We start from the raw sequence: 25,695 nt of genomic DNA, 5'->3' as shown, positions 1-25,695 counted from the left end.
AGCCCCGATGTTCTCTGCTCCCCGATCCGATCTCGTTCCCAACACCGCCGCCTACGAGAACGAGCCGCTGGTCAAGGCGACCGGCTTTCGCGAGTACGACGCGCGCTGGCTTTTCGGGCCCGACATCAACCTGCTGGGCGTCCAGGCGCTGGGGCTGGGCCTGGGCACCTACATCCAGGAACTGGGCCTGTCGAAGATCGTGGTCGGCCACGATTTCCGCTCCTATTCGTCGTCGATCAAGAACGCGCTGATCCTGGGCCTGATCGGCGCGGGCTGCGAAGTGCACGACATCGGCCTGGCCCTGTCGCCCACCGCCTATTTCGCCCAGTTCGACCTGGACATTCCCTGCGTGGCCATGGTCACCGCCAGCCACAACGAGAACGGCTGGACCGGCGTGAAGATGGGCGCGCAAAAGCCCCTCACCTTCGGTCCCGACGAGATGGGCCGCCTGCGCGACATCGTGCTGGGCGGAGCTTTCGTCGAGCGTGACGGCGGCAAGCTGATCCGGGTCGAGGGCGAGGCCGAGCGCTTCATCGCCGACGTCGCCAAGCGCGCCAGCATCACCCGGCCCCTGAAGGTCATCGCCGCCTGCGGCAACGGCACGGCCGGCGCCTTCGCCGTCGACGCCCTGCAGCGCATGGGCGTGTCCGATGTCATCGGCATGGATGTCGAGCTCGACTACACCTTCCCGAAATACAATCCGAACCCGGAAGATGTCGAAATGCTGCACTCGATGGCCGCGGCCGTCCGGGAGCATGGCGCGGACCTGGCCTTCGGCTTTGACGGCGACGGCGACCGCTGCGGCGTGGTGGACGACGAGGGCGAAGAGATCTTCGCCGACAAGATCGGCCTGATGCTGGCCCGCGACCTGGCTCCGCTGAACCCAGGCGCGACCTTCGTGGTCGACGTCAAGTCGACCGGCCTCTACGCCACCGACGAGATCCTGGCTAAGCACGGCTGCAAGGTCGTCTACTGGAAGACGGGCCACAGCTACATCAAGCGCAAGAGCGCCGAGCTGGGCGCCTTGGCCGGCTTCGAGAAGAGCGGCCACTTCTTCATGAACGGCGACCTGGGCTACGGCTATGACTGCGGCCTGACCGCCGCCGCCGCCGTCCTGGCCATGCTGGACCGCAATCCCGGCGTGAAGCTGTCGGACATGCGCAAGGCCCTGCCGGGGGCCTTCACCTCGCTGACCATGAGCCCGCACTGCGGCGACGAGGTGAAGTACGGTGTCGTGGCCGACGTGGTGAAGGAATACGAGGACTTGTTCGCGGCCGGCGGCTCGATCCTGGGCCGCAAGATCACCGAAGTGATCACCGTCAACGGCGTGCGCGTGCACCTGGACGACGGCTCGTGGGTGCTGGTCCGCGCCTCCTCGAACAAGCCCGAGATCGTGGTCGTGGTCGAAAGCACCCAGTCCGAAGACGACATGCGCGCTCTCTTCCGCCAGGAAGTGAAGCCGCGCCTGGGCGATCGCGTCGGCAAGTATAACCAGGAGATCTAGGCGAGGTCGGCTGGCTCGGCCCTGGGCGACGGGGCCAGCCGCACCGCGCGCAGGCCGCTCTTGACGGTCCACCAGAATTCCCGGTCCGGGCGTGACAGCGCCAGCAGGATCGAGACCGGCCAGGCGCAAATTCCGATGACGCTCAGCGCACCCAGCATGGGCGCGTTGGGCTTGCGACCTTCGAGGCGCTCGACGCGATAACCCATCACGTACTGGCCCAACGTCTGGCGGCCGCGCGCCGGCGGCAGGTAGAAATAGGCGAACACGCCCGCGACGCCGCCGAGCACCAGAACGACGGCGAACAGGTGCTCCCACAGGTTGGGCCCATTGACCCTCACGCCCCACGAGAACGATCCCGAGGCCAGGGCCACATAGAGGATCATCGGCAGCGCCGACATCGGCCCGACAATCGAAAAGCCCGCCGCGATATCGATGAAGAAGGCCGCCAGCCGCGATCTCAGTCGAACCTTCTGGCCGGGCGCCGGGATCGACGGCAGCGGCCGGTACAGCGTCACGAGCGCCAGCCACAGGGCCGCCGAAACGATCCCCCAGGGCAGCGTCCGCGCCAGGATCACGCAGCTGCCGTTGACGCATTGGTCCGCGATGGTCGCGCCGCCTCCGAAGACCGCCTGCAGGACTAGCAGGCCTACGACGATGGCCAACACCCAACCGCGCTTCATGCTCTAGCTTCCCCCGAATGTCCGAGACCTGAAGCGATTGTCCAAGACCGTCAACCCAGGGGCGAGGCTTGACCGTTTGGGTCCGCCGCCGATTTCGGCTTAGCTCAGACGGTTCAACCCGCGAGTCGTCCATGCGCCGCCTTCTCACCGCCCTAGCCTTGATCCTCACCCCCATGGCGGCCAAGGCCGCTCAGCCGATCCTGCTCAAGCCCGCCCGCGTCTGGACGGCCGAGGACGCGGGCGCGCCGCACGAGGGCTGGGGCGTCCTCATAAAGGACAACAAGATCGCCGCCGTCGGTCCCGCCGCCGGGCTGGACGCGACCGGCGCCGAGGTGGTCGAGCTGCCGGGCGCGACGGTGATCCCCGGCCTGATGGACCTGCACAGCCACTTGCTGCTGCATCCCTACAACGAGGCGTCTTGGGACGATCAGGTGCTGAAGGAAGCGCCGGACTACCGGGTGATCCGCGCCACGGTCCAGGCCAGGGCGACGCTGGACGCCGGCTTCACCACGCTGCGCGAGCTGGGCACCGAGGGCGCGGGCGTCAGCGACGTCTCGCTCAAGCGCGCCATCAACGACAAGCTGATCCCCGGCCCGCGCCTGTTCGTGGCCACCCGGGCGATCGTCGCGACCGGGGCCTATGGACCGGCCCGCCGCAACTACAATCCCGACGCCGACCTGCCCCAGGGCGCGCAGGAGGCCAGCGGGATCGACGAAGCGGTCAGGGCCGTGCGCGAACAGGCCGGCGCAGGCGCGGACTGGATCAAGATCTACGCCGACTATCGCGTCGGCCCCGACGGCTCGACCCAGCCGACCTTCAGCCTCGAAGAGCTGAAGGCCATGGTCGAGGCGGCCCATTCCAGCGGCCGGCCTGTGGCCGTGCACGCCTCCAGCGACGAGGGCATGCGCCGGTCGATCCTGGCTGGCGTCGACACCATCGAGCACGGCTATGGCGGCTCCGAAGCCACCTTCAAGCTGATGACCGAGAAGGGCGTGGCCTATTTCCCGACCCTGACGGCCAGCGAAAGCACCTCGACCTATTTCGGCGGCTATGTCGCCGGCAAGACCCCGCCGACGCCGGCCATGCAGGCCGCCGAGCGGGCCTTCAAGCTGGCGATGAAGAGCGGCGTGACCATCGGCATGGGCAGCGACGTCGGGGTGTTCCGCCACGGCGACAACGCCCGCGAGCTGGTCTGGATGGTCCGCCACGGCATGACCGCCACCCAGGCCCTGCTGGCCGCCACCGCCGTCGACGCCAAGGTGCTGCGCAAGCAGGACAGCCTGGGTCAGATCAAGCCCGGCTACCTGGCTGACATCGTCGCCGTGTCCGGCGACCCGACCCAGGACATCGCGGCGACCAAGGCGGTGATCTTCGTGATGAAGGACGGCGCGATCCATCGTCGTCCCTGATCCCTCTTGCGCGAAGCCGCGAAGCCGGGCGATCTCAAGGCCATGCGTCGCTCGTTCCTACCCGTCCTGATCTCCGCCGCCGTGCTGGCCGGCCCCGCCTTGGCGGCCGATCCCGGCACGATGCAGGAGCGCGACACCCTGCGCGACGCCGTCGCCGCGCCGCTGGAGGACCTGAACCTCAAGCAGAAGGGCATTCCGCCGGTCCTGAGCCGCGCCGTCGCCAATCCCTATGACGTCGAGGGCCTGACGCGCTGCGAGCCGATCGCCGCCGAGATCGGCCGGCTGGACGCCGCCCTAGGCCCGGATCTCGACGAGGCGCCGCCGCCGGACGAGCGCTCGCGCGGCAGGAAGGTCGCCGACGGAGCCTGGAAAGCAGGCGTGGCCGAGGTGCGCGACCAGACCACCCATGTGCTGCCCTTCCGGGGCTGGATCCGCAAGCTGACCGGCGCGGCCAGGCACGACGCGGCGGTGCAGGCTGCGATCCGCTCGGGCGGTGTCCGGCGCGGCTATCTGAAGGGTCTGGGCATGCAGAAGAACTGCGCGCCGCCGGCCGCGCCCAGCTGGTTCGTGCCCGCGCCGCCGCCTCCCCCGCCGTCGGCCAGGCCGGTCGAGGTCGCCGCCACCGGCTTCTTCACGCTGTGGAACAACTTCCTGGCCTGGATCCGCGAACTGATCGGCGGCTAGATCAGCAGGCCCCGCACGCGCTCGACCAGCTGGGCGGGCTCAAACGGTTTCATCACATAGCCGGCCGCGCCCAGTTGCATCGCCTGGACGATGCGGTCCAGACGCCCGTCGCCGGTCAGCATCAACACCGGGATCACGCCGCCGCCGGGCGTTTCCTTGATCGCCTTGAGGGCGTCCAGGCCGCTCTGGCCGGGCATGCGGACATCCAGCAGCGCCACGGCGGGCGGACGCAGGGCCAGGGCCGCCACGAGCGCCTCGGCCTCGGCGAAGCCGACGACCTCGAAGCCGCTGCGGGAGAGCACGATGACGATCAGGTCCAGGATCGTGGCGTCGTCGTCCGCGACATAGATCAGGGGCTTGGTTCCGGTCATGCCGTCAGGCCCGGCTCGCCGCGAGGGCGCGCGATACGGTCTCGACCAGTCCCAGCGCCGACAGGGGCTTGGGGATCTGGCCGTCGAAGACCTCGTCGATGGTCAGGGTCGAGGCGTCGGCCGAGAAGGCCAGGATCGGCGTCTTGGCGTTGGCCCCGCCCTGGCGGATGCGGGCGGCGGCGGCGCGACCGTCGACCCGCGGCATGCGCAGGTCCATCAGGATCAGATCGAACGGCGTGCCATGGGCGCTGGTGATGGCCTCGTCGCCGTCGCTTGCGTCGGTCATGTCGGCACCGAACGGCGTCAGGATCGCTCGGACAAGCTCGCGATTGGCCATGTTATCGTCGACGATCAGGATGCGGCAGTTGTCGGGCAACTCCAGCATCTCGCCGGTCTCGGCCTGGCGCTCCTCGTCCTGGTCGACCGGCGTGGCCGGCACCGAGAACCAGAAGCGCGAGCCACGGCCTTCGTGGCTCTCGACGCCGATCTCGCCGCCCATGGCCTCGGCCAGGCCCTTGCAGATCGCCAGGCCCAGGCCCGTGCCGCCGTACTTGCGCGTCGACGAGCCGTCGACCTGCGAGAAGCGCTGGAAGAGCTGGCCGACGCGGTCGGCGGGCATGCCCGGACCGTGGTCGGTGACCGAGAAGGCCAGGCAGCCGCTCTCAGGATCGAAGTCGGCGGCGACCTCGACCCCGCCCTCCTCGGTGAACTTTACGGCGTTGCCGATCAGGTTCAGCAGGATCTGGCGCAGCCGGTCGGGATCGACCAGCAGCTGCGGCGGCAGGTCATCCAGGCCTTCGGTGGTGAGGCGCACGCCCTTGCCGCAGGCCTGGGCTTCGAACAGCTCCACCGCCTCGCGGGTCAGCACGGCGGCCGAGACGGCGCGCGGCTTGATCTCGACTTGGCCGGCCTCGAGCTTGGAGAAGTCGAGGATGTCGTTGACCGTCGCCCTCAGCGCCTTGCCGGCGTTCGACACCCGCTCGACATAGCCGCGCGTCTCGGCGCTCAGTTCGGGCTGCTCCTCGACCAGCTTGGTGAAGCCCAGCACCGCCGTCAGCGGCGTGCGCAGCTCGTGGCTCATATTGGCCAGGAACTCACCCTTCACCGCGGCGGCTTCCTCGGCGTCGGCCCGGGCCTGGCGCAGCTCGACCTCCAGCGCCTTGCGGCGGGAGATGTCGCGGACCATGTCGGTGACGCCGTTGATCTCGCCCGTGGTCGGGTCGAAGGCCAAGGTCGGCCGGGCCTCGAACCAGATGTAGCGGCCGTCCTTGTGGCGGGCGCGGTACTCCACGCGGACCGGGGGCGCGGCGCCGGCGCCCGCCAGCTGGGCCTGGATGACCTCCTGCACCGCCTGGACGTCGTCGGGATGGATCAGATCGAGGGTCGACACCCCGACCAGTTCGTCGGGGCGGTAGCCCATGCGATGTTCGACCGACGGCGAGACGTAGATGAAGCGTCCGTCCATGCCCGAATGGGTCAGCACATCGCTGCCGTTCTCGGTCAGCAGGCGGAAACGCGCCTCGCTTTCGGTGATGGCCATCTCGGCCCGCTGCTGGGCAGTGATGTCCATGACCACGCCGAACAGCACGACGGGACGGCCCTCGGCGTCGCGCTCGACGATGAAATTGGCCCGCGTGTAGCGGATCTCGCCGTCCGGCCGGCGCAGACGCGTCACCGAGTTGGCGCGCGGGGCCTCCGAGGTCATGGCGGCGTCGTAGCGCTTGAGCACGATCTCGCGGTCGTCGGGATGGACGCCTTCCAGATAGTCGGCGGGCATGCCGTCGGCGGGGTCGCGACCCATGATCAGATACATCTGGTCCGACCAGGTCATCACGCCGGTGGCCACGTGCAGGCGCCAGTAGCCGACGCCGGCCAGCCCCTCGGCCATCTCGGCCCAGCGCTTCTGTTCCTGGGCGACATCGCGCAGGCGCCGGCGCTGGGTGTTGACGGTCGCCAGCGGCAGGGCCGCGAAGATCGAGACGACCAGGAACACCTGCAGGAACAGGGCGCGGTCGGACATGTCCTGGGACAGGCGCGCGATCGGGCCGATGTCGAGGACGGTGAAGCCGATGGCCAGCCCGGCCAGCACCAGGATGCCGACCGCCGCACCCAGCATTTCCAGCTCCAGGGCCACGAAGGCCAGGGCTGGCGGGATCAGGAACAGCATCGGATAGCGAGTGCGGTAGAAGACCAGCACCACCACGCCGATCAGCCCGGCCAGCGAGATGAGCCCCGCCTTGGTGATCGGCCGCTCGGCCAGCAGCGTCTTGGCTTGGCGGAAGGCGATGAAGCTGGGCGTGACCAGCATCAGGCCCAGGGCGTTGGACAGGCCCCAGCTGATCATGATGGGCGCGAAAGGGGCGTGGCGCGCCAGGTGGAAGACCGAGGCGGCCATCAGCGACGACAGCAGCGGCGCGCAGACGCCGCACATCACCGCCAGCCAGATCAGGTGGCGCGGCTGGCTGACGTCGATGTCCGCGCCGAGAATCCGCCGCAGCACGGCGGCGCAGAACACGTATTCGACGACGTTGGCGGCGCTCAGCCCAAGGACGATGTTGAGATGTCCGCCGGCGTGCAGGCTGGCCAGAATGTTGCCCGCCACCGCGCAGACGATCAGCAGCGGCCACCGCTTAGGCTCGGCGCGCAGCAGGACCGACAGCACCACGGCGTTGGCCAACCAGATCGGCGTGACCTGGCCCAGATCGCGCGGCAGCTCCATGCAGACATAGGCCAGCAGCGCCACAACCAGGCCCAGGCCGACGGCGAAGGCCAGTCGCGAAGCGAGGACGGACCAGGAACTGAGGCGCACGGTCTGGATCATGTTCGCCTGGGCGGCGTCCCGGTTAAAGTACCGCTCAATAGGCGCGGATTCGGCTTTCGCCGCCATCGATCGCCTTCCGATTGTCGGCCAGGACGGGCTTGTGGCTCACGATCGGTCAGCGGGGCGGCGATTGGCGGCGCCGGGGCGCTCGGCTATGGGCTGGACGCTCCGGCCGTGGTGATCTGGCGCGAATTACAAGGAGTTCCCATGCGTCCGATCGCGCTGTTGCTGGCCGCCTTCATCGTCTCGATCGCGCCCGCCGCGTGGGCCCAGCGCCTGGACGGCACACCGCGCATCGCGGTGATGTCGGCCTTCCCGCCTGAACTGGTCGCCCTTGAGGCGGCCACCAAGGACCCCAAGCGCTACGACGTGCACGGCTTCTCGTTCGTCACCGGCACGATGGAGGGCAAGCCGATCGTGCTGTTCCTCAGCGGCGTCAGTATGGTCAACGCGGCCATGACCACCCAGATGGCGCTGGATCGGTTCGACATCACCCGCATCGTGTTCTCGGGCATCGCCGGCGGCGTCGACGAAAGCCTCGACATCGGCGACGTGCTGGTGGCCGACCAGTGGACGCAAAGCCTGGAGACGGCCTTCGCCCGTGAGACCGACAAGGGCTTCGAGCTGTCGCCCTCGGTGCGCAACGACGACCTGGCCAACTACGGCATGATGTTCCCGCGCGCGATCCTGTTGCCGCGGCCGGACGGTTCGGTGGAGAAGCGCCGCTGGTTCCCGGCCGATCCGGCCATGCTGGCCCTGGCCAAGACGGTCGCCGCCTCGGCCAGCCTGCAGCGCTGCGTGGCCGACCAGTGTCTGGTCCACTCGCCCAAGGTGGTGGTGGGCGGCAACGGCGTCTCGGCCCCGGTGTTCCTCGACAACGCCGCCTACCGCAAATATCTCAGCGCCACCTTCGGGGCCCGGGTGGCCGACATGGAAAGCGCTGCGGTGGCCCACGTGGCCTATGTCAACGGCAAGCCGTTCATCGCCTTCCGCAGCCTGTCGGACCTGGCTGGCGGCGGCGCGGCGGCCAACGAAATGCACACCTTCATGAGCCTGGCGTCGGAGAATTCCGCGACGGTGGTGAAGGCGTTCGTGAAGGCGTTGCCTTAGGCGGCTTTCACCGTGCGTCCTTCGAGGCCCGCTGCGCGGGCGCCTCAGGACGAGGAATTCATTGCAATAACAACCTCATCCTGAGGTGCGCGCTCCTGAGCGCGCCTCGAAGGACGCACGACGTTTGACGCCAGGTTCCTACCGCGTCCCGAACGTCCGGTCCCCGGCGTCCCCGAGCCCCGGCACGATGTAGCCGTGGTCGTTGAGCTCCGCGTCGATCGCCGCCGTCCAGATCGGGACGTCGGGGTGCGCCGCGCGCAGATTGTCGACGCCGACCTGGGCGGCCAGCAGGCAGACGAACCGCAGGTCGGTGACGCCCGCCGCCTTGAGCCGCGTCACGGCGGCGATGGCCGAGTGGCCGGTGGCCAGCATCGGGTCGACGACAATGACCAGGCGGCCGGCGATGTCCTGAGGGGCCTTGAAGTAGTATTCGACCGCCTCCAGCGACTCCGGATCGCGGTAGAGGCCGACATGGGCGACGCGCGCCGAGGGCACCAGGTCCAGCATGCCGTCGGCCATGCCCAGGCCGGCCCGAAGGATCGGCGCGAAGACCAGCTTCTTGCCGGCGATCTCCTTGGCGGCGGTCGGGGCGACCGGGGTCTCGATCTGGACCTCGTCCATCGGCAGGTCGCGCGTGACCTCGTAGCAGATCAGCGTCGCCGTCTCGCGCATCAGGGCGCGGAAGGTCTTCGTGGACGTGGTCTTGTCCCGCATCTTGGTCAGCTTGTGCTGGACGAGCGGGTGGCTGACGACGGTGACCTGGGACATGACGAGACCTTGCTAGGAGCGGCCTTCGCTCCTAGCAGGCGGCGCCCCGTCAGGCCAGTTGATCGCCGATCGGCAGGGTGCGGATGCGCTTTCCGGTGGCGGCGAAGATGGCGTTGCACAGGGCCGGCGGGGTCGGCGGATAGGCCGGCTCGCCCAGGCCCGTGGGCCGGTTGTCGCTGAGCTTGAAATGCACCTCGACGGGCGGAGCCTCGGCGATGCGCAGCAGCGGGAAGTCGCCGAAGTTGGACTGGGTCGCCGCGCCGTTCTCGAAGGTGACCTCCTGGCGCAGGGCCGAACCGATGGCGTCCAGGATCGAGCCCTGCACCTGCTGCTCGGCGCCGCTGGGATTGACGATCTGCGAGCCGCAGTCGACGGCGGCCCAGACCTTGTGGACCTTCAGCTCGCCCTTGGTCACCGAGACCTGGATGACCACCGCCACATAGCCCAGGTGGCTATAGTGGCAGGCCACACCCAGGCCCGTTCCCTTGGGAACCTTGCGGCCCCAGCCGGACTTTTCGGCCACGAGATCGAGCACCCCACGCATGCGGCCGGTGTGGAAGGCGTCGCCCTGCCCCGCTTCGCCCAGCAGGCGCGGCTCGCCCAGCAGCTTGCGGCGGAAGGCGACGGGATCCTGGCCCGAGGCCACGGCCAGCTCGTCGGTGAAGCTCTGGATCACGAAGCCGAAGGCGTTGTTGCCCGGCGCGCGCAGGAAGCCGGTCGGGAAGCCCAGGGGCATGACCGAGATGTCGTGGCGGTAGTTGGCCACGGCGCGCCCGGGGAACTGGGTGGAGTTCATGCCGGCCGAGGTGGCGAACTGCTCGCCCTCGCCGAAGGTCACGAAGTGGTCGCGCCAGGCGACGAGATCGCCCTTGGCGTCCAGGCCCGCGCTGAAATTGTGCCAGCCGGCGGGGCGGTAGAAGTCGTGCTGGATGTCGTCCTGCCGCGTCCACAGCAGCTTGACCGGCGCGCCGGCCATTTTCGAGATGACGGCGGCTTCGACCATGTAGTCGTTCATCAGTCGCCGGCCGAAGCCGCCGCCGATGCGGGTCAGGTGGATCGTGATGTCGGCTTCGGTGATCCCTAGGGCCGCGGCGACCAGCTTGCGGCCGCTCTCGGGGTTCTGGGTCGGTGCCCAGATCTCGACCTTGCCGTCCTTGAAGCTGGCCGTGCAGTTTTGCGGTTCGAGATTGGCGTGGGCGAGGAATGGATAGGCGTACTGGGCGGTGACGACCTTGGCCGCGCCTTTCAGGGCCGCGTCGACGTCGCCATCTGACCGCGCCGTGCGATGCGGCGGTGCCTCGGAAAGCTCGGCGGCCTTGGCGGCGAAGCCTGCGGTGCTCTGGGCGCGGGTCGGATGCTCGGCCCATTTGATGTCCAGCGCCATGCGCCCCTTGCGCGCCTGCCACCAGCTGTCGGCGACCACGGCGACGCCGGGCATGATGCTTTGCAGATTGGTCCCGCCCTCGACCACGAAAGCGTCGCGAACGCCGGGCACGGCCTTGGCCGGGGCGAGGTCGACGCTGGCCACCTTGGCGGCATAGGTCGGGGCCTTGGCGAAGGTCGCGTACAGCATGCCCGGCACGCGCACGTCGATGCCGTACAGCGGCTGGCCGGTGGTGATGGCGTCCAGGTCGCGGCTCTTCTGGCTCTTGCCGACGATGCGGAAAGTCTTGGGATCCTTTAGCGTCAGGCTCTTGGGATCGGGCGGCGTCAGCAGGGCGGCGGCCTCGGCCAGCTCGCCATAGGCCAGCTTGCGATTGCTGGCGGCGTGGACCACCAAACCCGGCTCGGTGGCGCAGCTGTCGGCCGGCACGCCCCAGCGGGCGGCGGCGGCGGCGATCAGCAGCGCTCGCCCCGTCGCGCCCACACGGCGCAGGCCGTCATATTCCAGCGTCGTGGCCTGGCTGCCGCCAGCGACCTGCCGGCCAAACACCTTGGCGTCGGCGATGGCCTGCTCAATGCTGACGGCCGACCACTCGACGTCCAACTCCTCGGCGATCAGCATCGGAAGCGAGGTCTTGATGCCCTGCCCCACCTCGGGGACCTTGGAGACGATGGTCACCCTGCCGTCCGGCGCGATGCGGACATAGGCGTTCAGCTTGCCGTCGCCCGCCGCACGGCCTTCGCCCGACAGGCTGAACGACAGCATCAGGCCGCCGCCGACGGCCGCGCCGGTCTGCAGGAACAGGCGACGCGTCGGGTCGCGCAGGGTTTCACCGTCCATGCTCAAGCCTCCTGGCCAGAGGCGGTCTTGATCGCCTTCTTGATGCGCACATAGGTGGCGCAGCGGCACAGGTTGCCATTCATGGCCGCGTCGATGTCGGCGTCGGTCGGCTTGGGCTTGGCGGTTAGCAGCGCAGTGGCGGACATGATCTGGCCGGCCTGGCAGTAGCCGCACTGGGGCACGTCGATGGCCTTCCAGGCCTCCTGAACCTTGGCCCCGACCGGGTCCTTGCCCACGCCCTCGATGGTGACGACCTTCTTGCCGTCTACGCGCTTGACCTGGGTGATGCAGGACCGCACCGGCGCGCCGTCGACATGCACGGTGCAGGCGCCGCACTGGGCCAGGCCGCAGCCGAACTTGGTCCCGACCATGCCGAGCGTGTCGCGCAGCACCCACAGCAGGGGCGTGTCGCCCTCGACCTCGACCGAGCGGGTCTCCCCGTTGATGGTGAGCGTGAACGCCATGCCCGACTCCTGCCCCAAGACTTCGGCGTCGATACTGCCTCAACCGGACGTCGCGGACGAGAGGCCAAGACTGTCACATAAGTTTCACAGATAGGATTTGACGCCCCATTCCTTCCGTGGTTCGGGTGCGCCGCGCGATGCTCCGCCTACGGAATGGCGGCTTGGCGCATGAAATCAGCCGGCCAATAGGCGCGAAGGAAAGACGTGATGCTGGGCTTGTTCAGGGCTGTGATGCCGAAGGAAGACAAGTTCTTCGACCTGTTCTCGGCCCACGCCAGGACGCTGGTCGACGGCGCTGGCGCGCTGCGCGATCTGATGCAGGGCGGCGACGGCGTCGAGGCCGCCGGGGCGCGGGTCTATCAGCACGAGGAAGAGGCCGACGAGATCACCCGCCAGGTGATGCAGGCCGTCCGCCGCACCTTCATCACGCCGTTCGACCGCTCCGACATTCAGGACCTGACCACCTCGCTGGACGACGCCATCGACCAGATGCGCAAGACCGCCAAGGTTGTCAGCCTGTTCGAGGTCAAGAGCTTCGAGCCGCAGATGCAGGCGATGGCGCAGATCATCGTCCAGGCCGCCGAACTGACCGCCGAGGCCGTCGCCCTGCTGCCGAAGATGCGCCTGAACGCCGGCAAGCTCAGCGAGATCTCGGTGAAGATCACCCAGATCGAGGAGCAGTCGGACGTCATGTACGACGAGGGCCGCAAGGCGCTGTTCCTGGCCAGCCGTGACGGCGATCCGATGAAGTTCATCGTCGGCGTCGACATCTACAGCCACCTGGAAAAGGTCATGGACCGCTTCGAGGACGTGGCCAACCGCATCAGCGGCATCGTGGTCGAGCAGGTCTGAGACCCGTGGACGCCACGCTCATCATCCTGGTCTTCCTGGTCGTCGTCGCCCTGGCGTTCGATTTCCTGAACGGCCTGCACGACGCGGCCAACTCGATCGCGACCATCGTCTCGACGCGGGTGCTGTCGGCCAAGTGGGCCGTGCTGTGGGCGGCGTTCTTCAACTTCATCGCCTTCCTGTTCTTCGGCCTGCACGTGGCCAAGATGGTCGGCTCGGGCATCGTCGATCCGCACGTGATCAGCGACCGCCTGATCTTCGCGGCCCTGATGGGGGCGATCAGCTGGAACCTGCTGACCTGGTGGGCGGGCATCCCCTCCTCGAGTTCACACGCCCTAATCGGCGCCCTGGTCGGCGCGTCAGTGGCCAAGGTCGGCGGCTTCAACGCCGTGCAGTGGGCGGGCCTGGGCAAGACCGCGGCCGGGATCATCGTCTCGCCGACCCTGGGCTTCATCCTGGCGATCCTGCTGGTGCTGATTGTCTCCTGGACCTTCGTGAAGAGCTCGCCGTTCTTCGCAGACCGGGTGTTTCGCAAGCTGCAGTTCGTATCGGCCGCCCTCTACAGCCTGGGCCACGGCGGCAACGACGCGCAGAAGACCATGGGCATCATCGCCGCACTGCTGTTCGCGCACGGTGTCACGGACAAGGCGGGGACCATTCCCTTCTGGGTCGTCCTTGCCTGCCAGACGGCCATGGGCCTGGGCACGCTGTTCGGCGGATGGCGGATCGTTCACACCATGGGCAGCAAGATCACCCGCCTGACGCCGATGCAGGGCTTCTGCGCGGAAACCGGCGGGGCCATCACGCTGTTCTTAGCGACGCATATCGGCGTTCCGGTCTCGACGACTCACACGATTACAGGCGCTATTGTCGGCGTCGGCGCCTCGCGTCGCGTTTCGGCCGTACGCTGGGGCGTGGCCAAGGACATCGTCACCGCCTGGATCGTCACCCTGCCGGCGGCGGGGATCATGGCGATCGTGTTCTATTATCTCGGGTTCTGGATGAAGTGACGGATACGACGGGCAAGCAAGGCGGCGGCAAGGCCGGAGGGAAGCGACGCCAGGTCGCCGCCCTGCCCTGGCGCGGCCAGGGCGCGGCTCTGGAGATCCTGCTCGTTTCCTCGCGCGAGACCCGCCGCTGGGTGATCCCCAAGGGCTGGCCGATGAAGGACAAGGCCGACCACCAGGCGGCCGCCCAGGAAGCCTATGAAGAAGCCGGCCTCGACGGCGTGATCGTTGAGCAGCCCCTCGGCGACTACGAATACCTCAAGCGCCTGAAGAGCGGCGCGGCCAGACTGGTCAAGGTCGACGTCTTTCCGATGAAGATCACGGGCGAGCACGCCACCTGGCCCGAGAAGGGTCAGCGCACCTTGCAGTGGATGGCCCCCGTCGAGGCCGCCCTGGCGGTGCAGGAACCGCAACTGCGCGACCTGATCGCCCGCTTCGCCAATGTCGAACTGCCCGCCGAGGAGCGCCCCGCTCCCGCCGCCGCGCCGACGCCGGTCAAGGTGGCCCTCCAGCGTTTGCGGCGTCGCGTGACCTCGCTGTGGGGCCGCGCGCGACGCTAACAGCCTGTGGACAAGTTGCTCCGCCTCGCATAATGTTCTCATTATGTTCCATAGCGACGTTCCATGCAGCTGTCTCTAGGCCTTTCTCGCTCGCCGCTGGAAAGCGCGCGCGACACCCTGCTCTGCGAGTTCGGTCCGCAGCGGCCTGTGGCGCGGATGGATCCGATCTCGCAGCTGGTGAAGTCGTCGATCAGCGGCCGCACCCAGGACGCGGTCTCGTGGGCGGCGTTCCTGCGCCTGCGGGCCGAGTTCAAGAGCTGGGAAGACCTGGCCCAGGCCACAGACGCGCGCGTGCTGTCGATCATTGACGACGTGACCTATCCGCAGGACAAGGCCCGCCACCTGACCCACGCCCTGCGCCTGATCGAGCAGAAGGTCGGCTGGCTGTCGCTGAACCACCTGGCGTGCCGTCCCGTCGACGAGGCGCGGTGGGAGCTGCAGAGCCTGCCCGGCGTGGGTGTGAAGGTCGCCGCCAGCGTGCTGAACTTCTCGACCCTGGCCATGCGGGCCCTGGTGGTCGACACCCACGTCGATCGGGTCGCCAAGCGCATCGGCCTGGTGGGTCCAGGCGACACCACCCACACCTATCACGCCCTGATGGGTCTGGCGCCCGACAGCTGGACGGCCGACGACCTCTTCGAACTGCACTGGCTCATGAAGCGGGGCCTGGGCCAGATGCTGTGCCCGCACGACGCGCCCAAATGCGGGGCCTGTCCGCTAAAGCACGACTGCGCAAAGGTCGGCGTCGGTCACAGCGCCGACGTCCTGCCCTGGCGGCCGCGCGGTTGAACCAAGGCCGGCGCCATGCGCTGGCCTGTCATGGATATTCGCATCGGCACGGCCGGATGGAGTTTTCCCCGAGACCTCGACGACTTCCCGGCCGAGGGCACAGGGCTGGAGCGCTATACGGCGCGGTTCGATGCCGTCGAGATCAACTCGTCCTTCTATCGCCCGCACCAGCGCAAGACCTACGAGCGCTGGGCGGCGACCACGCCGGCGAGCTTCCGGTTCGCGCTAAAGGTCCCACAGACCATCACCCACGAGCGGCGGCTGGTCGGGATCGAGGACCTGCTGGCGCGGTTTCTCGACGAGACCGACGGATTGGGCGACAAGCGCGGACCCTTGCTAATCCAGCTGCCGCCAAGCCTGAAGTTCGAGGTCGAGCGCGTTGAGGCCTTCCTGAAGACCTGGCGCGACCGCACCGACGCCCTGACCGTGCTTGAGCCACGTCACGCGACCTGGTTCGAGACGGAGCCCGACGGCCTGCTCGCGGACTTCCAGATCGCCCGAGTCGCCGCCGATCCGGCCATCGTCCCTGCGGCGGCCGAGCCCGGCGGGTGGAGCGGCCTCACCTACCGCCGCCTGCACGGCTCGCCGGTGATGTATGAGAGCGCCTATGACGACAAGCTGTTGGCAGGGGTCGCGAAACAGCTTGGCGAGGAGGCTCGGACGGCGGCGGTCTGGTGCGTGTTCGACAACACCAAGTTCGGCGCGGCGACGAGGGATGCGTTGAAGATCATCGATCTCATCCACGCCTAAAACTGTTGTCATCCCGGAAGCCTCGCAGAGGCTGTCCGGGACCCAGGGCCAGCGCACTGCGGGCTCCCCTGGGTCCCGGCTCTCCGCTTCGCTGCGGCCGGGATGACAACATTAGGATCGCTCCGCCAACTGCGTGAACGTCGCCGTGCCGATGCCGTAGGCGCGCCAGTCGCCGTAGTCGAAGTGCCACCACTCCTCGGGATAGACCTCGAAGCCCTCGGCGACCATGGCGTCGCGCAGGATCTGGCGGCGGGCGCGTTGGGCTGACGTGCCGCCGATGAAGTCGGCGTAGGAGCGACCCGACATCTCGTCATAGCGGCTGGGCATCTCGACCGGCTGGCCGGTCTTGAGATCGTAGAGGGTCAGGTCCACCGCGCAGCCGCGATTGTGCCGTGAGCCCTTGGCGGGGTCGGCGACGAACATGTGGCTCGCGGGCGGCGTGGCCTCCCAGAACATCCAGGTCACGAACCAGGGCCGATAGGCGTCATGGATCAGCAGGCCATAGCCCTTGGTCCCCAGCGCCTTCTGAACCCGGCCCAGGGCCTGGGCGGCGGGTCGCTGCAGATAGGCGGCCGAACGGTCATAGAGCTTCAGGCCCATGAAGTTGTTGCGGCCGGCATAGGCGATGTCGAAACGGATGGCGGGGTCGATCGTGGCCAAATCGACGAGGTCGGCGGGCTTGCGCGGCGGCGCTTCGACCGGCGGCGTGGCCGCCAGGGCGCGGGCCCGTAGAGACTTGGGATCGGCGCGGACGGCCTTGCGAATGCCGGCCTGGACCTCGGCCCCGAAGTCGCGGCGCTTGAGCAGGACGCCGTCCACCTTCACGCCTCGCTTGGCGACAATGAGTTCGCCGCCACCGTCAATGCTGTAGCGCCCCTCGCTCTCGAGCGTCAGACGCGCGGTTGACCGCCCTGCCCCGTCGATCCACAGCGCGCCGTCCCGTTCCAAGAGGGTCAGCGGCGTGGCGGCCTCGCCGTATTGGCCGACCAGCGCCAGCTCGGCGGGAGTCGCCGCGACGGCGGCGCTGGCCGCCGCCAGGCCCATGGCGATCGCGAAGACGGCGGGAGAGGTCTTGATCATCGTTCCGCTCCGCCGCCCTCGCCTGGCCTATTTCATCGTCGGGATGACGAAGCTGCTGTCGCCGACTTCGCCTTCGGGCCACCTGGCGGTGATCGTCTTGACCTTGGTGTAGAACTTCACGCCTTCGACGCCGTGCTGATTGGTGTCACCAAACGCGCTGCGCTTCCAGCCGCCGAAGGTGTGATAGGCCACCGGCACCGGGATCGGCACGTTGATGCCCACCATCCCGACATTGACGCGGCTGGCGAACTCACGCGCCGCGCGGCCGTTGCGGGTGAAGATGGCGACGCCGTTGCCGTACTGGTGCTCGGACGGCAGGGCCAGGGCCTCCTCGAAGCTTTCAGCGCGGACCATCTGCAGGACGGGGCCGAAGATCTCTTCCTGATAGGTCTTCATGCCCTTCTTGACGCCGTCGAACAGCGACGGGCCGATGAAGAAGCCCTTCTCGAAGCCCTGCAGGCTGAAGTCGCGGCCGTCGACGACCAGTTCCGCGCCCTCTTCCACACCAATACGGATGTAATCCGCGATCTTGTCGCGATGCTGGGCGCTGACCACCGGGCCGTAGTGGGCGGCGGGATCGGTGGAGACGCCGACGCTCAGGCTCTCGATCTCGGCGACCATCCGCTCGCGCAGCTCGTCACCGGTCTTCTTGCCGACCGGCACCACCACCGGCAGGGCCATGCAGCGCTCGCCGGCCGAGCCGAAGGCCGCGCCGGAGAGATCCTTCACGACCTGATCGAGGTCGGCGTCGGGCAGGACGACGCCGTGGTTCTTGGCGCCGCCCATGGCCTGGACGCGTTTTCCGTGCGCGGTGCCGGTCTGGTAGACGTAGTGGGCGATGTCGGAGCTGCCGACGAAGCTGACGGCCTTGATGTCCGGATGGGTCAGGATGGCGTCGACGGCGCTCTTGTCGCCGTGGATGACGTTCAGCACGCCGGCCGGAGCGCCGGCCTCCATCATCAGCTCGGCCAGCCTCACCGGCACGGTCGGGTCCTTCTCCGACGGCTTGAGGATGAAGGTGTTGCCCACGGCGATCGAGATGCCGAACATCCACATCGGGATCATGGCCGGGAAGTTGAACGGCGTGATGCCGGCGCAGACGCCCAGCGGCTGGCGCATCGAATAGACGTCGATGCCGGGGCCGGCGCCCTCGGTGTATTCGCCCTTCAGGATGTGCGGGATGCCACAAGCAAATTCAATGACTTCCAGGCCGCGCTGAATGTCGCCCTTGCTGTCGGCGATGACCTTGCCATGCTCGGACGACAGGATCTCGGCCAGCGAATTCATGTCGCGCTCGATCAGGCGCTTGAACTCGAACATCACCCGAGCGCGGCGTTGCGGGTTTGTCTGGGCCCAGCCGACCTGCGCGGCGGCTGCGGCCTGGACGGCGGCGTCCAACTCGGCGTCGGTCGCCAGTTGCACCCGGGCCTGGATCTCACCGGTGTTGGGATTGAACACGTCGCCGAAGCGGCCGGAGGTTCCGACCAGGGTCTGACCGTTCACGAAATGGGCGATGTCTCGCATGATGCGCTCCCTAACGCTGTTTTGCGCGTCAATAGCATTCTACTGGGCGCTTACAGGCCCGAAAATTTCACCGCTAACGCCCTGCATCCTTCGAGGCCCGCTGCGCGGGCGCCTCAGGATGAGGCGCGTTCTGAATTCCTCATCCTGAGGTGCGAGCCGCAGGCCTCGAAGGACGCACAGCCTATTCGGCGTCCACATGAACCCGGCGGAACCGGCCCTGCAGATAGACCAGCGGCTCGTGGTCCGGATCGTAGCGCAGCTTGACCACCCGGCCGACATAGACGCGGTGATCGCCGGCGTCGAAAACCTGATGGGTCTCGCACTCGAAATTGGCCATGCAGCCCGACAGGATCGGCACGCCGGTGCGCCAGGTCTCGACCTCGACGCCCGCGAACCGGTCGACGTCCTTGCGCACGAAATTTCGGGCCAGTTCCTGGTGCTCGGCGTGCAGCACGTTTACGGCGAACACGCCGGCCGCGTCCAGCCACGGCAGGCTGGAGGACTTCAGGTCGACGCAGATCAGCGCCAGCGGCGGATTCAGCGACACCGAGGTGAAGGAATTGGCGGTCAGGCCCACCTTGCGGCCGTCCGCGCAAACGGTGGTGACCACCGTCACGCCGGTGGTGAAACACCCGAAGGCGTCGCGCAATGCGCGGGCGTCGTGTTCGGCGCCCTCGCCCAGTTCAATCGTAACGGCCTGACTCATCGGCCTAGCAGTGGGGCAAAGCGCGACTTCGGGCAAGACCATCCTCCCGCCGGGCGCGGCCTGCGCCCTGAGCAATCGGATAATGAAGTATTTTATTACTTGTTGCCCGTTCTTTCAGCGAAACGCCCCGTCAGGCGCGCTCGACCAGCACGCCCGGCTTGGCCGCGTCCAGGCCGAAGGTCACCGGCAGGTGGCGCACGTGCGGGGTCTGCAGCTTAAGCGCCTTGGCGCCGCGGGCCACGGCCAGCTTGCTCAGCGCGGTGGGGCCGAAGCCGTCCTGGATGCGCGGCTTGGCGCCCAGGCGACGGCGCAGCACGCCGTTGGCGTAGATCACGTTGGCGCGCATCAGGGCCGGCGGGGTCATGAACTCGATCGACAGCGAGACGTTCAGCATCGGGCCGTTCTCGATCCGGTGCGGGGCGTTCTGCTTCCAGGTGACCATCTTGCCCGGCGTCAGGTCGTACATCGCCGCGCCCTTGTCCCAGGCCGGATCGAAGGCGAACTGCTCGGCCGTTTCCTTCAGGACGATCTTCTCCAGATCCAGCTCGCCGACATAAGGGTCGGCGACGGGATAGACCCAGACCTTCTTCTGGCCGCGCAGCTGCCACAGCGAAACCAGCGGCACGTCCAGGTGGTAGAACACCTGGGCGTTCGCCGAGCTGATCAGCATGCCGAGATCTCGCTTGAAGGTGCGCAGGCCCGGGACGCGGGCCTCTTTCTCGGCGAAAATCTCGTCGCCCAGAGCGGCGTATTCGGGCACGTGGTCGTTGGTGTGACGCAGGTTCAGCCAGATGCGGCCGCTCTTGGCGGCGTCCAGCAGCTGGTCGCCGGAGAGGTTGCCCGCCGCGCCCTTGCGCCAGGTGGTCCAGGCCTTGGGGTCCTCGCCCATGGTGAAGACGCCCAGCTGGTCGCGAGGATAGAGGTCCAGCAGACGCGCCAGGCCCTCGTCGTCGAACATGGGGCGTTCGTGCAGGCTGTGTTCGAAGGCCAGGTTCTGCTGACCGAAGGCCTTGGACTTCTCGTCGGTCCAATCGGTGATCACGCTCATGCGGTCCTCCCGTAGAAATGGATCTTGAAGGGGCCCCACCACAGGGTCTTGCCCAGGCCGCGCGCGGCCTTGTCGAGCCAGTCGGCCCGGTCATTGGATCTGGTCAGCCACTTCAGGCCGGCCACGGCGCCGAACACCACGGCCTGCCCCACCCCGATCGCCATCCAGCGGACCACGCCCATGCGGTCGGGCGGGCTGGCGGCGGCGCAGTGGGCCGAGGGGCCCTGGCCGTAGGCGAAGGCGCGGGCGATCGTGTAGTCCAGGGTCAGGCGTTCGGGCACGGGGTCTTCCCAGACCCAGGCCGCCGGCTCCCAGGCGAAGACGGCGCCGGCCGCCTTCATCTGGCCGAACAGCATGTCGTCCTCGCCGCCGATCTGGTTGCGCTCGGTGGCGAACGGCGAGATCGGATCGGGCAAGGCCGCGCGGCGCAGCAGGCTGTCGCCGCAACCGTAATAGGTGTCGATCACGCCGGCCTGGGCGGGTCCCAAGCGCGAGAAGAAGCGCTCCAGATAGTCGCGATGCTCGACGACGCTGTCTGGCGCGCGGGCCCTCACCGGACCGAACACGACGTCGGCGTCATACTTGGCTTGCGCAGCCAGCAGCGCGTCCAGCCAGCCGGCCGGGGCTTCCTCGTCGTCGTCGAGGAAGGCGATCAGCTGACCCGAGGCCTTGGCCATGCCGGCGTTGCGGGCGTTGGCCACGCCGGCGCGCGGCTCGTGGACATAGTGGATCGGACAGGCCGCGTCGGCGGCGATGGCTTCGACGGTCGCGCGGGCCGAGTCGACCTGGTCGTTGTCGACGACGACGATCTCCAGGTCCGACAGCGCGACGCCCTGCTGGCCAAGAACCGACCGCACGGCGACGGCCAGGCCGCCAAGCCGTCTCTGGGTCGGGATCATGACCGTCAGGCGCGCCATCAGACCGTCTCGCGCGCTCCGACGTCGCCATGGCGACGCGATTGACCCGCGACGGCGTCGATCATGCCGCGCAGGCGGCCGCCGACGGTCAGCTCGACACTGGCGATGACCTCGCTGCGGCGGCGCAGGCGCGCCACCACGCCGTCGCCCCGCGCCCCGGCCAGGGTCCAGGCCTTCTCGACCGAGCTGGCCTTCAGGCCGGCGGTCACGGCGCCGTCGGCGACCGTGTGCTGGCTGAAGGCGTAGGCGCGCTTGTAGTGATCATGGCCGGGACCCAGATCGTAGCGGGTCAGGCCCAGCTCCGGCATGGCCGCGATGGCCCGCAGGAAGAACAGCTGGCCCGGCGACCAGGCGCCGAAGGCCGGGTTGGTCGAGGCGATCCACGGGTGGTAGACGCCGTTCTGGCGCACGCCGAAATGGCCCGCCACCAAGTGGTCGCCCGCATAGAGGCCGATCAGCAGGCCCTGGAAGTCGCCCGTCTGGCGCTGGAACAGGTCCAGCAGCAGGCCGCGCGTCCAGTCGGGCCGCAGGAAGTCGTGCAGGCCGGTGCGCTGCAGCTGCTCGCGCTTCCAGGCCAGGATCTGGTCGAAGGCCTCGCGCGAGGTGTCGGGAGCGACCAGGCGCACCTCGCCGATCTCGCGCGCCAGCTTGTGGTCCAGCCGGCGATAGTTCTTGATCTTCTTGGGGCTGGCCGAGCGCACCTGCTCCAGATAATCGTCCGCCGAACCTTGCGGGGCGATCACGAAGGCCTGGCTGGCCTCGCCCTCGCCGCCGAACACGCCGAACGGATCGACCAGGCCGGTGTAGCGGAACACGCCCAGATCGGCGGCGCGCAGCACGTCCTCGGCGCGAAATCCCGGATCGGGACGCGAGATGACGCCGTGGTAGTCGGACAGAGGCGAGCCGATGGCCCGGGCCAGGTTCCCCGGACGGCGATGATGCGGCAGGAAACCCACCGTCTCCCCGCCCCGGCGGATCACCGCGACCCGCGCGTCGTCACGGACGCGGCCGACGGCTCGCGCGAAATCGGGACCCAGCAAGGGGTTGGCGAAAGCCGGGTGAGCAGTCGCCATCTCGCGCCACGTCGCGACATCGGCGGTCGCGAGGCGGCTCGGGTGCAAGGTTTCGACGTCCAGCATGTCCATCCTGTCCTACTCCGAAGCGGTTAGGGAATGATGGAGAGGGGACTGCAACCTCGGGGCCAAGAGTCGGGGTCCCGACCTGGGCCGCCGGCTCTAGCCGAACGTGGCCTTCAGAATCGTCTCGAGACCTTGCTGGTCGATCACGTCGAAGCTGGCGGGTTTGTCGGAATCGACGTCGAACACCGCCAGGAGCTTGCCCGAGGCGTCGAACACGGGGACGACGATCTCACTTTCCGAGCGGCTGTCGCAGGCGATGTGGCCCGGAAAGGCGTGGACGTCGGGCACCAGCTGGGTTTGTCCGGTTTCGGCCGCCGCGCCGCAGACGCCGCGCCCGAAGGCGATGCGCAGGCAGCCCAGCGTGCCCTGATAGGGCCCGACGACCAGCTCGCGCTCCTTGGCGGGATCGACGACATAGAAGCCGGTCCAGAAGTAGTGGTCGAAGCTGTTGGCCAGCATCGAGGCCACCGTCGCCATGCGAGCGGTGAGATTGGGCTCGCCGTCCAGCACGGAGGCGATCTCGTCGGCCACCTCGGCGTAGCGGGCGGCCTTGTCGGCGGCGAGGGTCTTGTCGTTGAAAGCTTCAGCCATGGGCGGGGATATAGCGCGTTCGGGAGTGAATGCGAGACACGCGCCCGCGCATCTCCAATGCAAAATTCGTCATCGCCCGCTTCATGCGGGTGACCTAAGCCGCGCCGGCCAACATCGCCCGCCCCCGAAGACAGGAGTCCTAGAACTCTTCCCACGTCCCCGGCCGCGAGGACGGCGCCAGCTTCAGCGCATTCGCCCCCTGCACATAGCGCTGGCGGAAGCTCTCCCGGCTCGGCGCCGCCGTCGGGCGCGGCGCGGGCCGTGACGGCGCCTGGGGCCGCAGGTCATGGATTTGGGCCCCCACCTGGAAGCGGCCGACCAGGCGTTCCAGTTCGGCGGCCTCGGTGGCCAGGGCGTGGCTGGCGGCGGTGGACTGCTCGACCATGGCCGCGTTCTGCTGGGTGACCTGGTCCATCTGGTTCACCGCCTGATTGACCTCGGCCAGGCCCACGGCCTGCTCCTTGGACGAGGCGGCGATCTCACCGACCAGTTCGTTGATCTCGACCACCTGGCCCAGGATCTGGTCCAGGGTCTGGCCGGTCTCGCCGACCAGCTTCACGCCCTTGCCGACCTGTTCGGTCGAGGTGCGGATCAGAGCCTTGATCTCCTTGGCGGCGTCGGCCGAGCGCTGGGCGAGGGCCCGGACTTCCTGCGCCACGACGGCGAAGCCCCGGCCCGCGTCGCCGGCCCGGGCGGCCTCGACACCGGCGTTGAGGGCCAGGAGGTTGGTCTGGAAGGCGATCTCGTCGATCACCCCGATGATGTTGGTGATCTCGTGCGAGGACTTCTCGATGCCGCCCATGGCCTCGACGGCTTCCTTGACCACCACGCCGCTGCGCTCGGCGTTGGTCCTGGCGCTCAGCGTCACCTGGCGGGCGCGATTGGCGCCCTCGGCGCTGCGCTTGACGGTGGCGGTGATCTGGTCGAGCGCCGCGGCGGTCTGCTCCAGGCTGGCGGCCTGGCGCTCGGTGCGTTGGGCCAGGTCGTCCGAAGCATTGCTGATTTCGGCGCAGCCGTTGCGGATGCTGCGGGCGGCCGTGAGAATGCCGGCCATGGTCGCCTGCAGGCTCTCGACGGCGGCATTGAAGTCGCGCGGCATCTTGCGGGCGTCGGCGGCGAAGTCGTCCTCGCGCATGCGCCAGATCAGGTCGCCGTCGGCCAGCTTCTCCATGCCCTCGCCCAGCGCCGACACGGCGACGGCTTGAGCGTCTGCGAAGGCCTGCGCCTCCTTCTCGTGACGCAGACGGGCGGCCTCGGCGACGGCGCGTTCGGCCTCCTGTTCGGAGCGGCGGCGCTGGCCGTCGGCCAAGTCGTGGCGGAAGCCGTCCAGGGCGCGGGCGATGGCGCCGATCTCGTCGCCGCCGTCGATGCCCGACACCGGCTGATCGTAGCGGCCGGCGCTGAGGCTGTCGACCGAGCGGGTCAGGCCCGCCAGCGGCGCGCGCACCAGGGCCCGGCTGGCCAGGAACAGCGCGCCCAGCACGGCCAGGGTGATCAGAATGCCGCCGGCGAACAGGATCTTGGCCAGCCGGTCGGCCGGACCGGTGATGGCGGCCACCGGCACGTCCATGACTAGGGCCCAGGTGGTGTTCAGGGCCGGCATCGGCACGGCGCGGACGATGCGGGCCATCGGCACGCCGTCGGCGACCACGCCCGAGATCTCGCCGCCCTCGCCGCCCGCCAGGACCTCGCGGACCTTGTCGGTGCCGGCGTCGGCATAGGCGGTCATGCGCTTGGCGGCCTCGGGGTGCGAGACCCACTTGCCGTCCGCCGAGAGCAGCATCACGCGACCGCCGTCCAGCAGCTTCAGCGCGCCCAGGCGCTTGGACAGCTCGTCCAGGGCCATGTCCAGGCCGGCCACGCCGACGAACTGGCCGTGCGAAGTGACGGGATAGGCCACCGAGGTCATCAGCACCGACTTGCCGGCGACGTCATAGGGATAGGGCTCGACGATCGCCGCCTTGCCGGTCTTCTGCGCCACGGCGAAATAGGGCTGGGTGTAGTCGTCGGTGCTGTCCAGCGGCTGGAAGATCACCTTGCTGCCGTCGTGCACCCAATATGGCGAGAACGCGCCCTTGCTGTTGGAACCCAGGGCGGTCTGGCCGACCATCTCGGCGTCCTTGCCGTCGAAGCTGTTGGGCAGGGCGATGAACCAGCTGCCCAGCACGAAGTCCGAGCTCTCGGCGTTGGGCTTGAGCATGCCGACCACGGTGGCGCGGTCACGCAGGCCGGCCTCGTGCGCCGCGCCGATCGACACGGCCATCGAGCGGGTCGTCGACTGCACCTTGCCGATGTCGGCCTGCACCTGTTCGATCGCCTCGTTGGCCACCGCGCCGGCATACTGGTTGGTCAGACCCGAGACGATGGCGCTGGTGTGCGAGGACACCGCCACGGCCGCCGCGATCAGCAGCAGGCCGATCGCCAGGCCCGCCACCAGGATCAGCTTCCAGGCGATCGTCAGGCGACGGAAAGCGGACATGGGGCGACTCCGGGAAACGGGCAGGTTTCCCAGTCATCGGCCCCGATTCGTAAATCCGGCATTAACCATGGCGAGGTGCGACGTTTTGGCGTGGCGGAGAGCTCTGGGAAAGATGCTCCCCCCTTCGGGGGAGCTGTCGCGGAGCGGCTGAGGGGGTCCTCAACGGTTTAGGCCGGAGAGGACCCCCTCCGGCCCTCCGGGCCACCTCCCCCAAAGGGGGG

General features: G+C 68.4%; 23 protein-coding genes and 1 pseudogene. 9 read left to right on the top strand and 15 right to left on the bottom strand.

Going from position 1 to position 25,695, the window contains the following annotated elements; genetic code table 11:
* The first annotated feature begins 7 nt into the window (after positions 1 to 7).
* A complete protein-coding gene (locus AC1RUS_RS05180; RefSeq protein WP_492913708.1) occupies positions 8 to 1,504 on the top strand; it encodes a phosphomannomutase/phosphoglucomutase in 1,497 nt (498 codons plus the stop codon).
* On the opposite strand, the gene AC1RUS_RS05175 is transcribed toward AC1RUS_RS05180, so the two are convergent.
* Complete coding sequence (locus tag AC1RUS_RS05175; RefSeq protein ID WP_492913707.1) at positions 1,501 to 2,184, bottom strand: RDD family protein; 684 nt, start codon at positions 2,182 to 2,184, stop codon at positions 1,501 to 1,503. The genes AC1RUS_RS05180 and AC1RUS_RS05175 overlap by 4 nt on opposite strands.
* Positions 2,185 to 2,315: 131 nt before the next feature.
* Between AC1RUS_RS05175 and AC1RUS_RS05170 the strand changes: the two genes are divergently transcribed.
* Both AC1RUS_RS05170 and AC1RUS_RS05165 read left to right on the top strand, forming a co-directional pair.
* Positions 2,316 to 3,593, top strand: a complete 1,278-nt coding sequence (locus AC1RUS_RS05170; RefSeq protein WP_492913705.1) for a metal-dependent hydrolase family protein — start codon at positions 2,316 to 2,318, stop codon at positions 3,591 to 3,593.
* Between the two features lie 6 nt (positions 3,594 to 3,599).
* Positions 3,600 to 4,277: a hypothetical protein gene (locus AC1RUS_RS05165; RefSeq protein WP_492913703.1), complete on the top strand. Its 678-nt coding sequence runs from the start codon at positions 3,600 to 3,602 to the stop codon at positions 4,275 to 4,277.
* On the opposite strand, the gene AC1RUS_RS05160 is transcribed toward AC1RUS_RS05165, so the two are convergent.
* Entirely contained in the window at positions 4,274 to 4,648 is a 375-nt protein-coding gene (locus tag AC1RUS_RS05160) for a response regulator transcription factor (RefSeq protein WP_492913701.1), read from the bottom strand. The genes AC1RUS_RS05165 and AC1RUS_RS05160 overlap by 4 nt on opposite strands.
* 4 nt (positions 4,649 to 4,652) lie before the next feature.
* Entirely contained in the window at positions 4,653 to 7,469 is a 2,817-nt protein-coding gene (locus AC1RUS_RS05155) for a PAS domain S-box protein (protein WP_492913699.1), read from the bottom strand.
* A gap of 207 nt (positions 7,470 to 7,676) precedes the next feature.
* Between AC1RUS_RS05155 and AC1RUS_RS05150 the strand changes: the two genes are divergently transcribed.
* Positions 7,677 to 8,579: a 5'-methylthioadenosine/S-adenosylhomocysteine nucleosidase gene (locus tag AC1RUS_RS05150; protein ID WP_492913697.1), complete on the top strand. Its 903-nt coding sequence runs from the start codon at positions 7,677 to 7,679 to the stop codon at positions 8,577 to 8,579.
* A 138-nt stretch (positions 8,580 to 8,717) separates the two neighbouring features.
* Here AC1RUS_RS05150 and upp read toward each other — a convergent pair whose 3' ends face one another.
* The 3 genes from upp to AC1RUS_RS05135 are packed head-to-tail and all read right to left on the bottom strand — an operon-like array spanning position 8,718 to position 12,035.
* Positions 8,718 to 9,347, bottom strand: coding sequence for a uracil phosphoribosyltransferase (gene upp / locus AC1RUS_RS05145; RefSeq protein WP_492913696.1), 630 nt, complete (start codon positions 9,345 to 9,347; stop codon positions 8,718 to 8,720).
* 49 nt (positions 9,348 to 9,396) lie between these two features.
* Complete coding sequence (locus AC1RUS_RS05140; protein WP_492913694.1) at positions 9,397 to 11,571, bottom strand: xanthine dehydrogenase family protein molybdopterin-binding subunit; 2,175 nt, start codon at positions 11,569 to 11,571, stop codon at positions 9,397 to 9,399.
* A 2-nt stretch (positions 11,572 to 11,573) separates the two neighbouring features.
* Positions 11,574 to 12,035, bottom strand: coding sequence for a (2Fe-2S)-binding protein (locus AC1RUS_RS05135; RefSeq protein WP_492913692.1), 462 nt, complete (start codon positions 12,033 to 12,035; stop codon positions 11,574 to 11,576).
* A gap of 207 nt (positions 12,036 to 12,242) precedes the next feature.
* Between AC1RUS_RS05135 and AC1RUS_RS05130 the strand changes: the two genes are divergently transcribed.
* From AC1RUS_RS05130 to AC1RUS_RS05110, 5 genes are all read left to right on the top strand, one after another.
* Positions 12,243 to 12,887, top strand: coding sequence for a DUF47 domain-containing protein (locus AC1RUS_RS05130; protein WP_492913690.1), 645 nt, complete (start codon positions 12,243 to 12,245; stop codon positions 12,885 to 12,887).
* A gap of 5 nt (positions 12,888 to 12,892) precedes the next feature.
* Complete coding sequence (locus AC1RUS_RS05125) at positions 12,893 to 13,894, top strand: inorganic phosphate transporter (protein WP_492913688.1); 1,002 nt, start codon at positions 12,893 to 12,895, stop codon at positions 13,892 to 13,894.
* On the top strand, positions 13,891 to 14,451 hold the full coding sequence (locus AC1RUS_RS05120; protein ID WP_492913686.1) for an NUDIX hydrolase: 561 nt from the start codon (positions 13,891 to 13,893) through the stop codon (positions 14,449 to 14,451). Before AC1RUS_RS05125 ends, AC1RUS_RS05120 begins: the two co-directional genes overlap by 4 nt.
* 63 nt (positions 14,452 to 14,514) lie before the next feature.
* Entirely contained in the window at positions 14,515 to 15,240 is a 726-nt protein-coding gene (locus AC1RUS_RS05115; RefSeq protein ID WP_492913684.1) for an endonuclease III domain-containing protein, read from the top strand.
* Between the two features lie 15 nt (positions 15,241 to 15,255).
* Complete coding sequence (locus tag AC1RUS_RS05110; RefSeq protein ID WP_492913682.1) at positions 15,256 to 15,990, top strand: DUF72 domain-containing protein; 735 nt, start codon at positions 15,256 to 15,258, stop codon at positions 15,988 to 15,990.
* Positions 15,991 to 16,101: 111 nt separating this feature from the next.
* On the opposite strand, the gene AC1RUS_RS05105 is transcribed toward AC1RUS_RS05110, so the two are convergent.
* The 9 genes and pseudogenes from AC1RUS_RS05105 to AC1RUS_RS05065 form a co-directional block, all read right to left on the bottom strand.
* Positions 16,102 to 17,070 (bottom strand): M15 family metallopeptidase, encoded by a 969-nt coding sequence (locus AC1RUS_RS05105; protein ID WP_492913680.1) that lies wholly within the window; start codon positions 17,068 to 17,070, stop codon positions 16,102 to 16,104.
* Positions 17,071 to 17,097: 27 nt separating this feature from the next.
* Positions 17,098 to 18,594, bottom strand: coding sequence for a CoA-acylating methylmalonate-semialdehyde dehydrogenase (locus AC1RUS_RS05100; RefSeq protein ID WP_492913678.1), 1,497 nt, complete (start codon positions 18,592 to 18,594; stop codon positions 17,098 to 17,100).
* Between the two features lie 73 nt (positions 18,595 to 18,667).
* A pseudogene (locus AC1RUS_RS05095) lies at positions 18,668 to 18,774 on the bottom strand (hypothetical protein).
* Between the two features lies 1 nt (position 18,775).
* A complete protein-coding gene (locus tag AC1RUS_RS05090; protein ID WP_492913676.1) occupies positions 18,776 to 19,300 on the bottom strand; it encodes a flavin reductase family protein in 525 nt (174 codons plus the stop codon).
* Between the two features lie 130 nt (positions 19,301 to 19,430).
* Positions 19,431 to 20,348 carry a hypothetical protein gene (locus AC1RUS_RS05085; RefSeq protein WP_492913674.1) on the bottom strand — a complete coding sequence of 306 codons (918 nt, stop codon included), beginning with the start codon at positions 20,346 to 20,348 and terminating at the stop codon, positions 19,431 to 19,433.
* On the bottom strand, positions 20,345 to 21,265 hold the full coding sequence (locus AC1RUS_RS05080; protein ID WP_492913673.1) for a glycosyltransferase: 921 nt from the start codon (positions 21,263 to 21,265) through the stop codon (positions 20,345 to 20,347). Before AC1RUS_RS05080 ends, AC1RUS_RS05085 begins: the two co-directional genes overlap by 4 nt.
* Complete coding sequence (locus AC1RUS_RS05075; protein WP_492913671.1) at positions 21,265 to 22,404, bottom strand: GNAT family N-acetyltransferase; 1,140 nt, start codon at positions 22,402 to 22,404, stop codon at positions 21,265 to 21,267. The genes AC1RUS_RS05080 and AC1RUS_RS05075 overlap by 1 nt, the downstream gene beginning before the upstream one ends.
* Before the next feature lie 96 nt (positions 22,405 to 22,500).
* Positions 22,501 to 22,995 (bottom strand): GAF domain-containing protein, encoded by a 495-nt coding sequence (locus AC1RUS_RS05070; protein ID WP_492913669.1) that lies wholly within the window; start codon positions 22,993 to 22,995, stop codon positions 22,501 to 22,503.
* Positions 22,996 to 23,134: 139 nt separating this feature from the next.
* Positions 23,135 to 25,474: a methyl-accepting chemotaxis protein gene (locus tag AC1RUS_RS05065; RefSeq protein WP_492913667.1), complete on the bottom strand. Its 2,340-nt coding sequence runs from the start codon at positions 25,472 to 25,474 to the stop codon at positions 23,135 to 23,137.
* Positions 25,475 to 25,695 lie beyond the last annotated feature (221 nt).

It is taken from the genome of Caulobacter sp. GW821-FHT10F06, assembly GCF_058809215.1.
The sequence above is the reverse complement of the archived record's forward strand: the minus strand, read 5'-3'. Positions and strand labels throughout refer to the sequence as shown.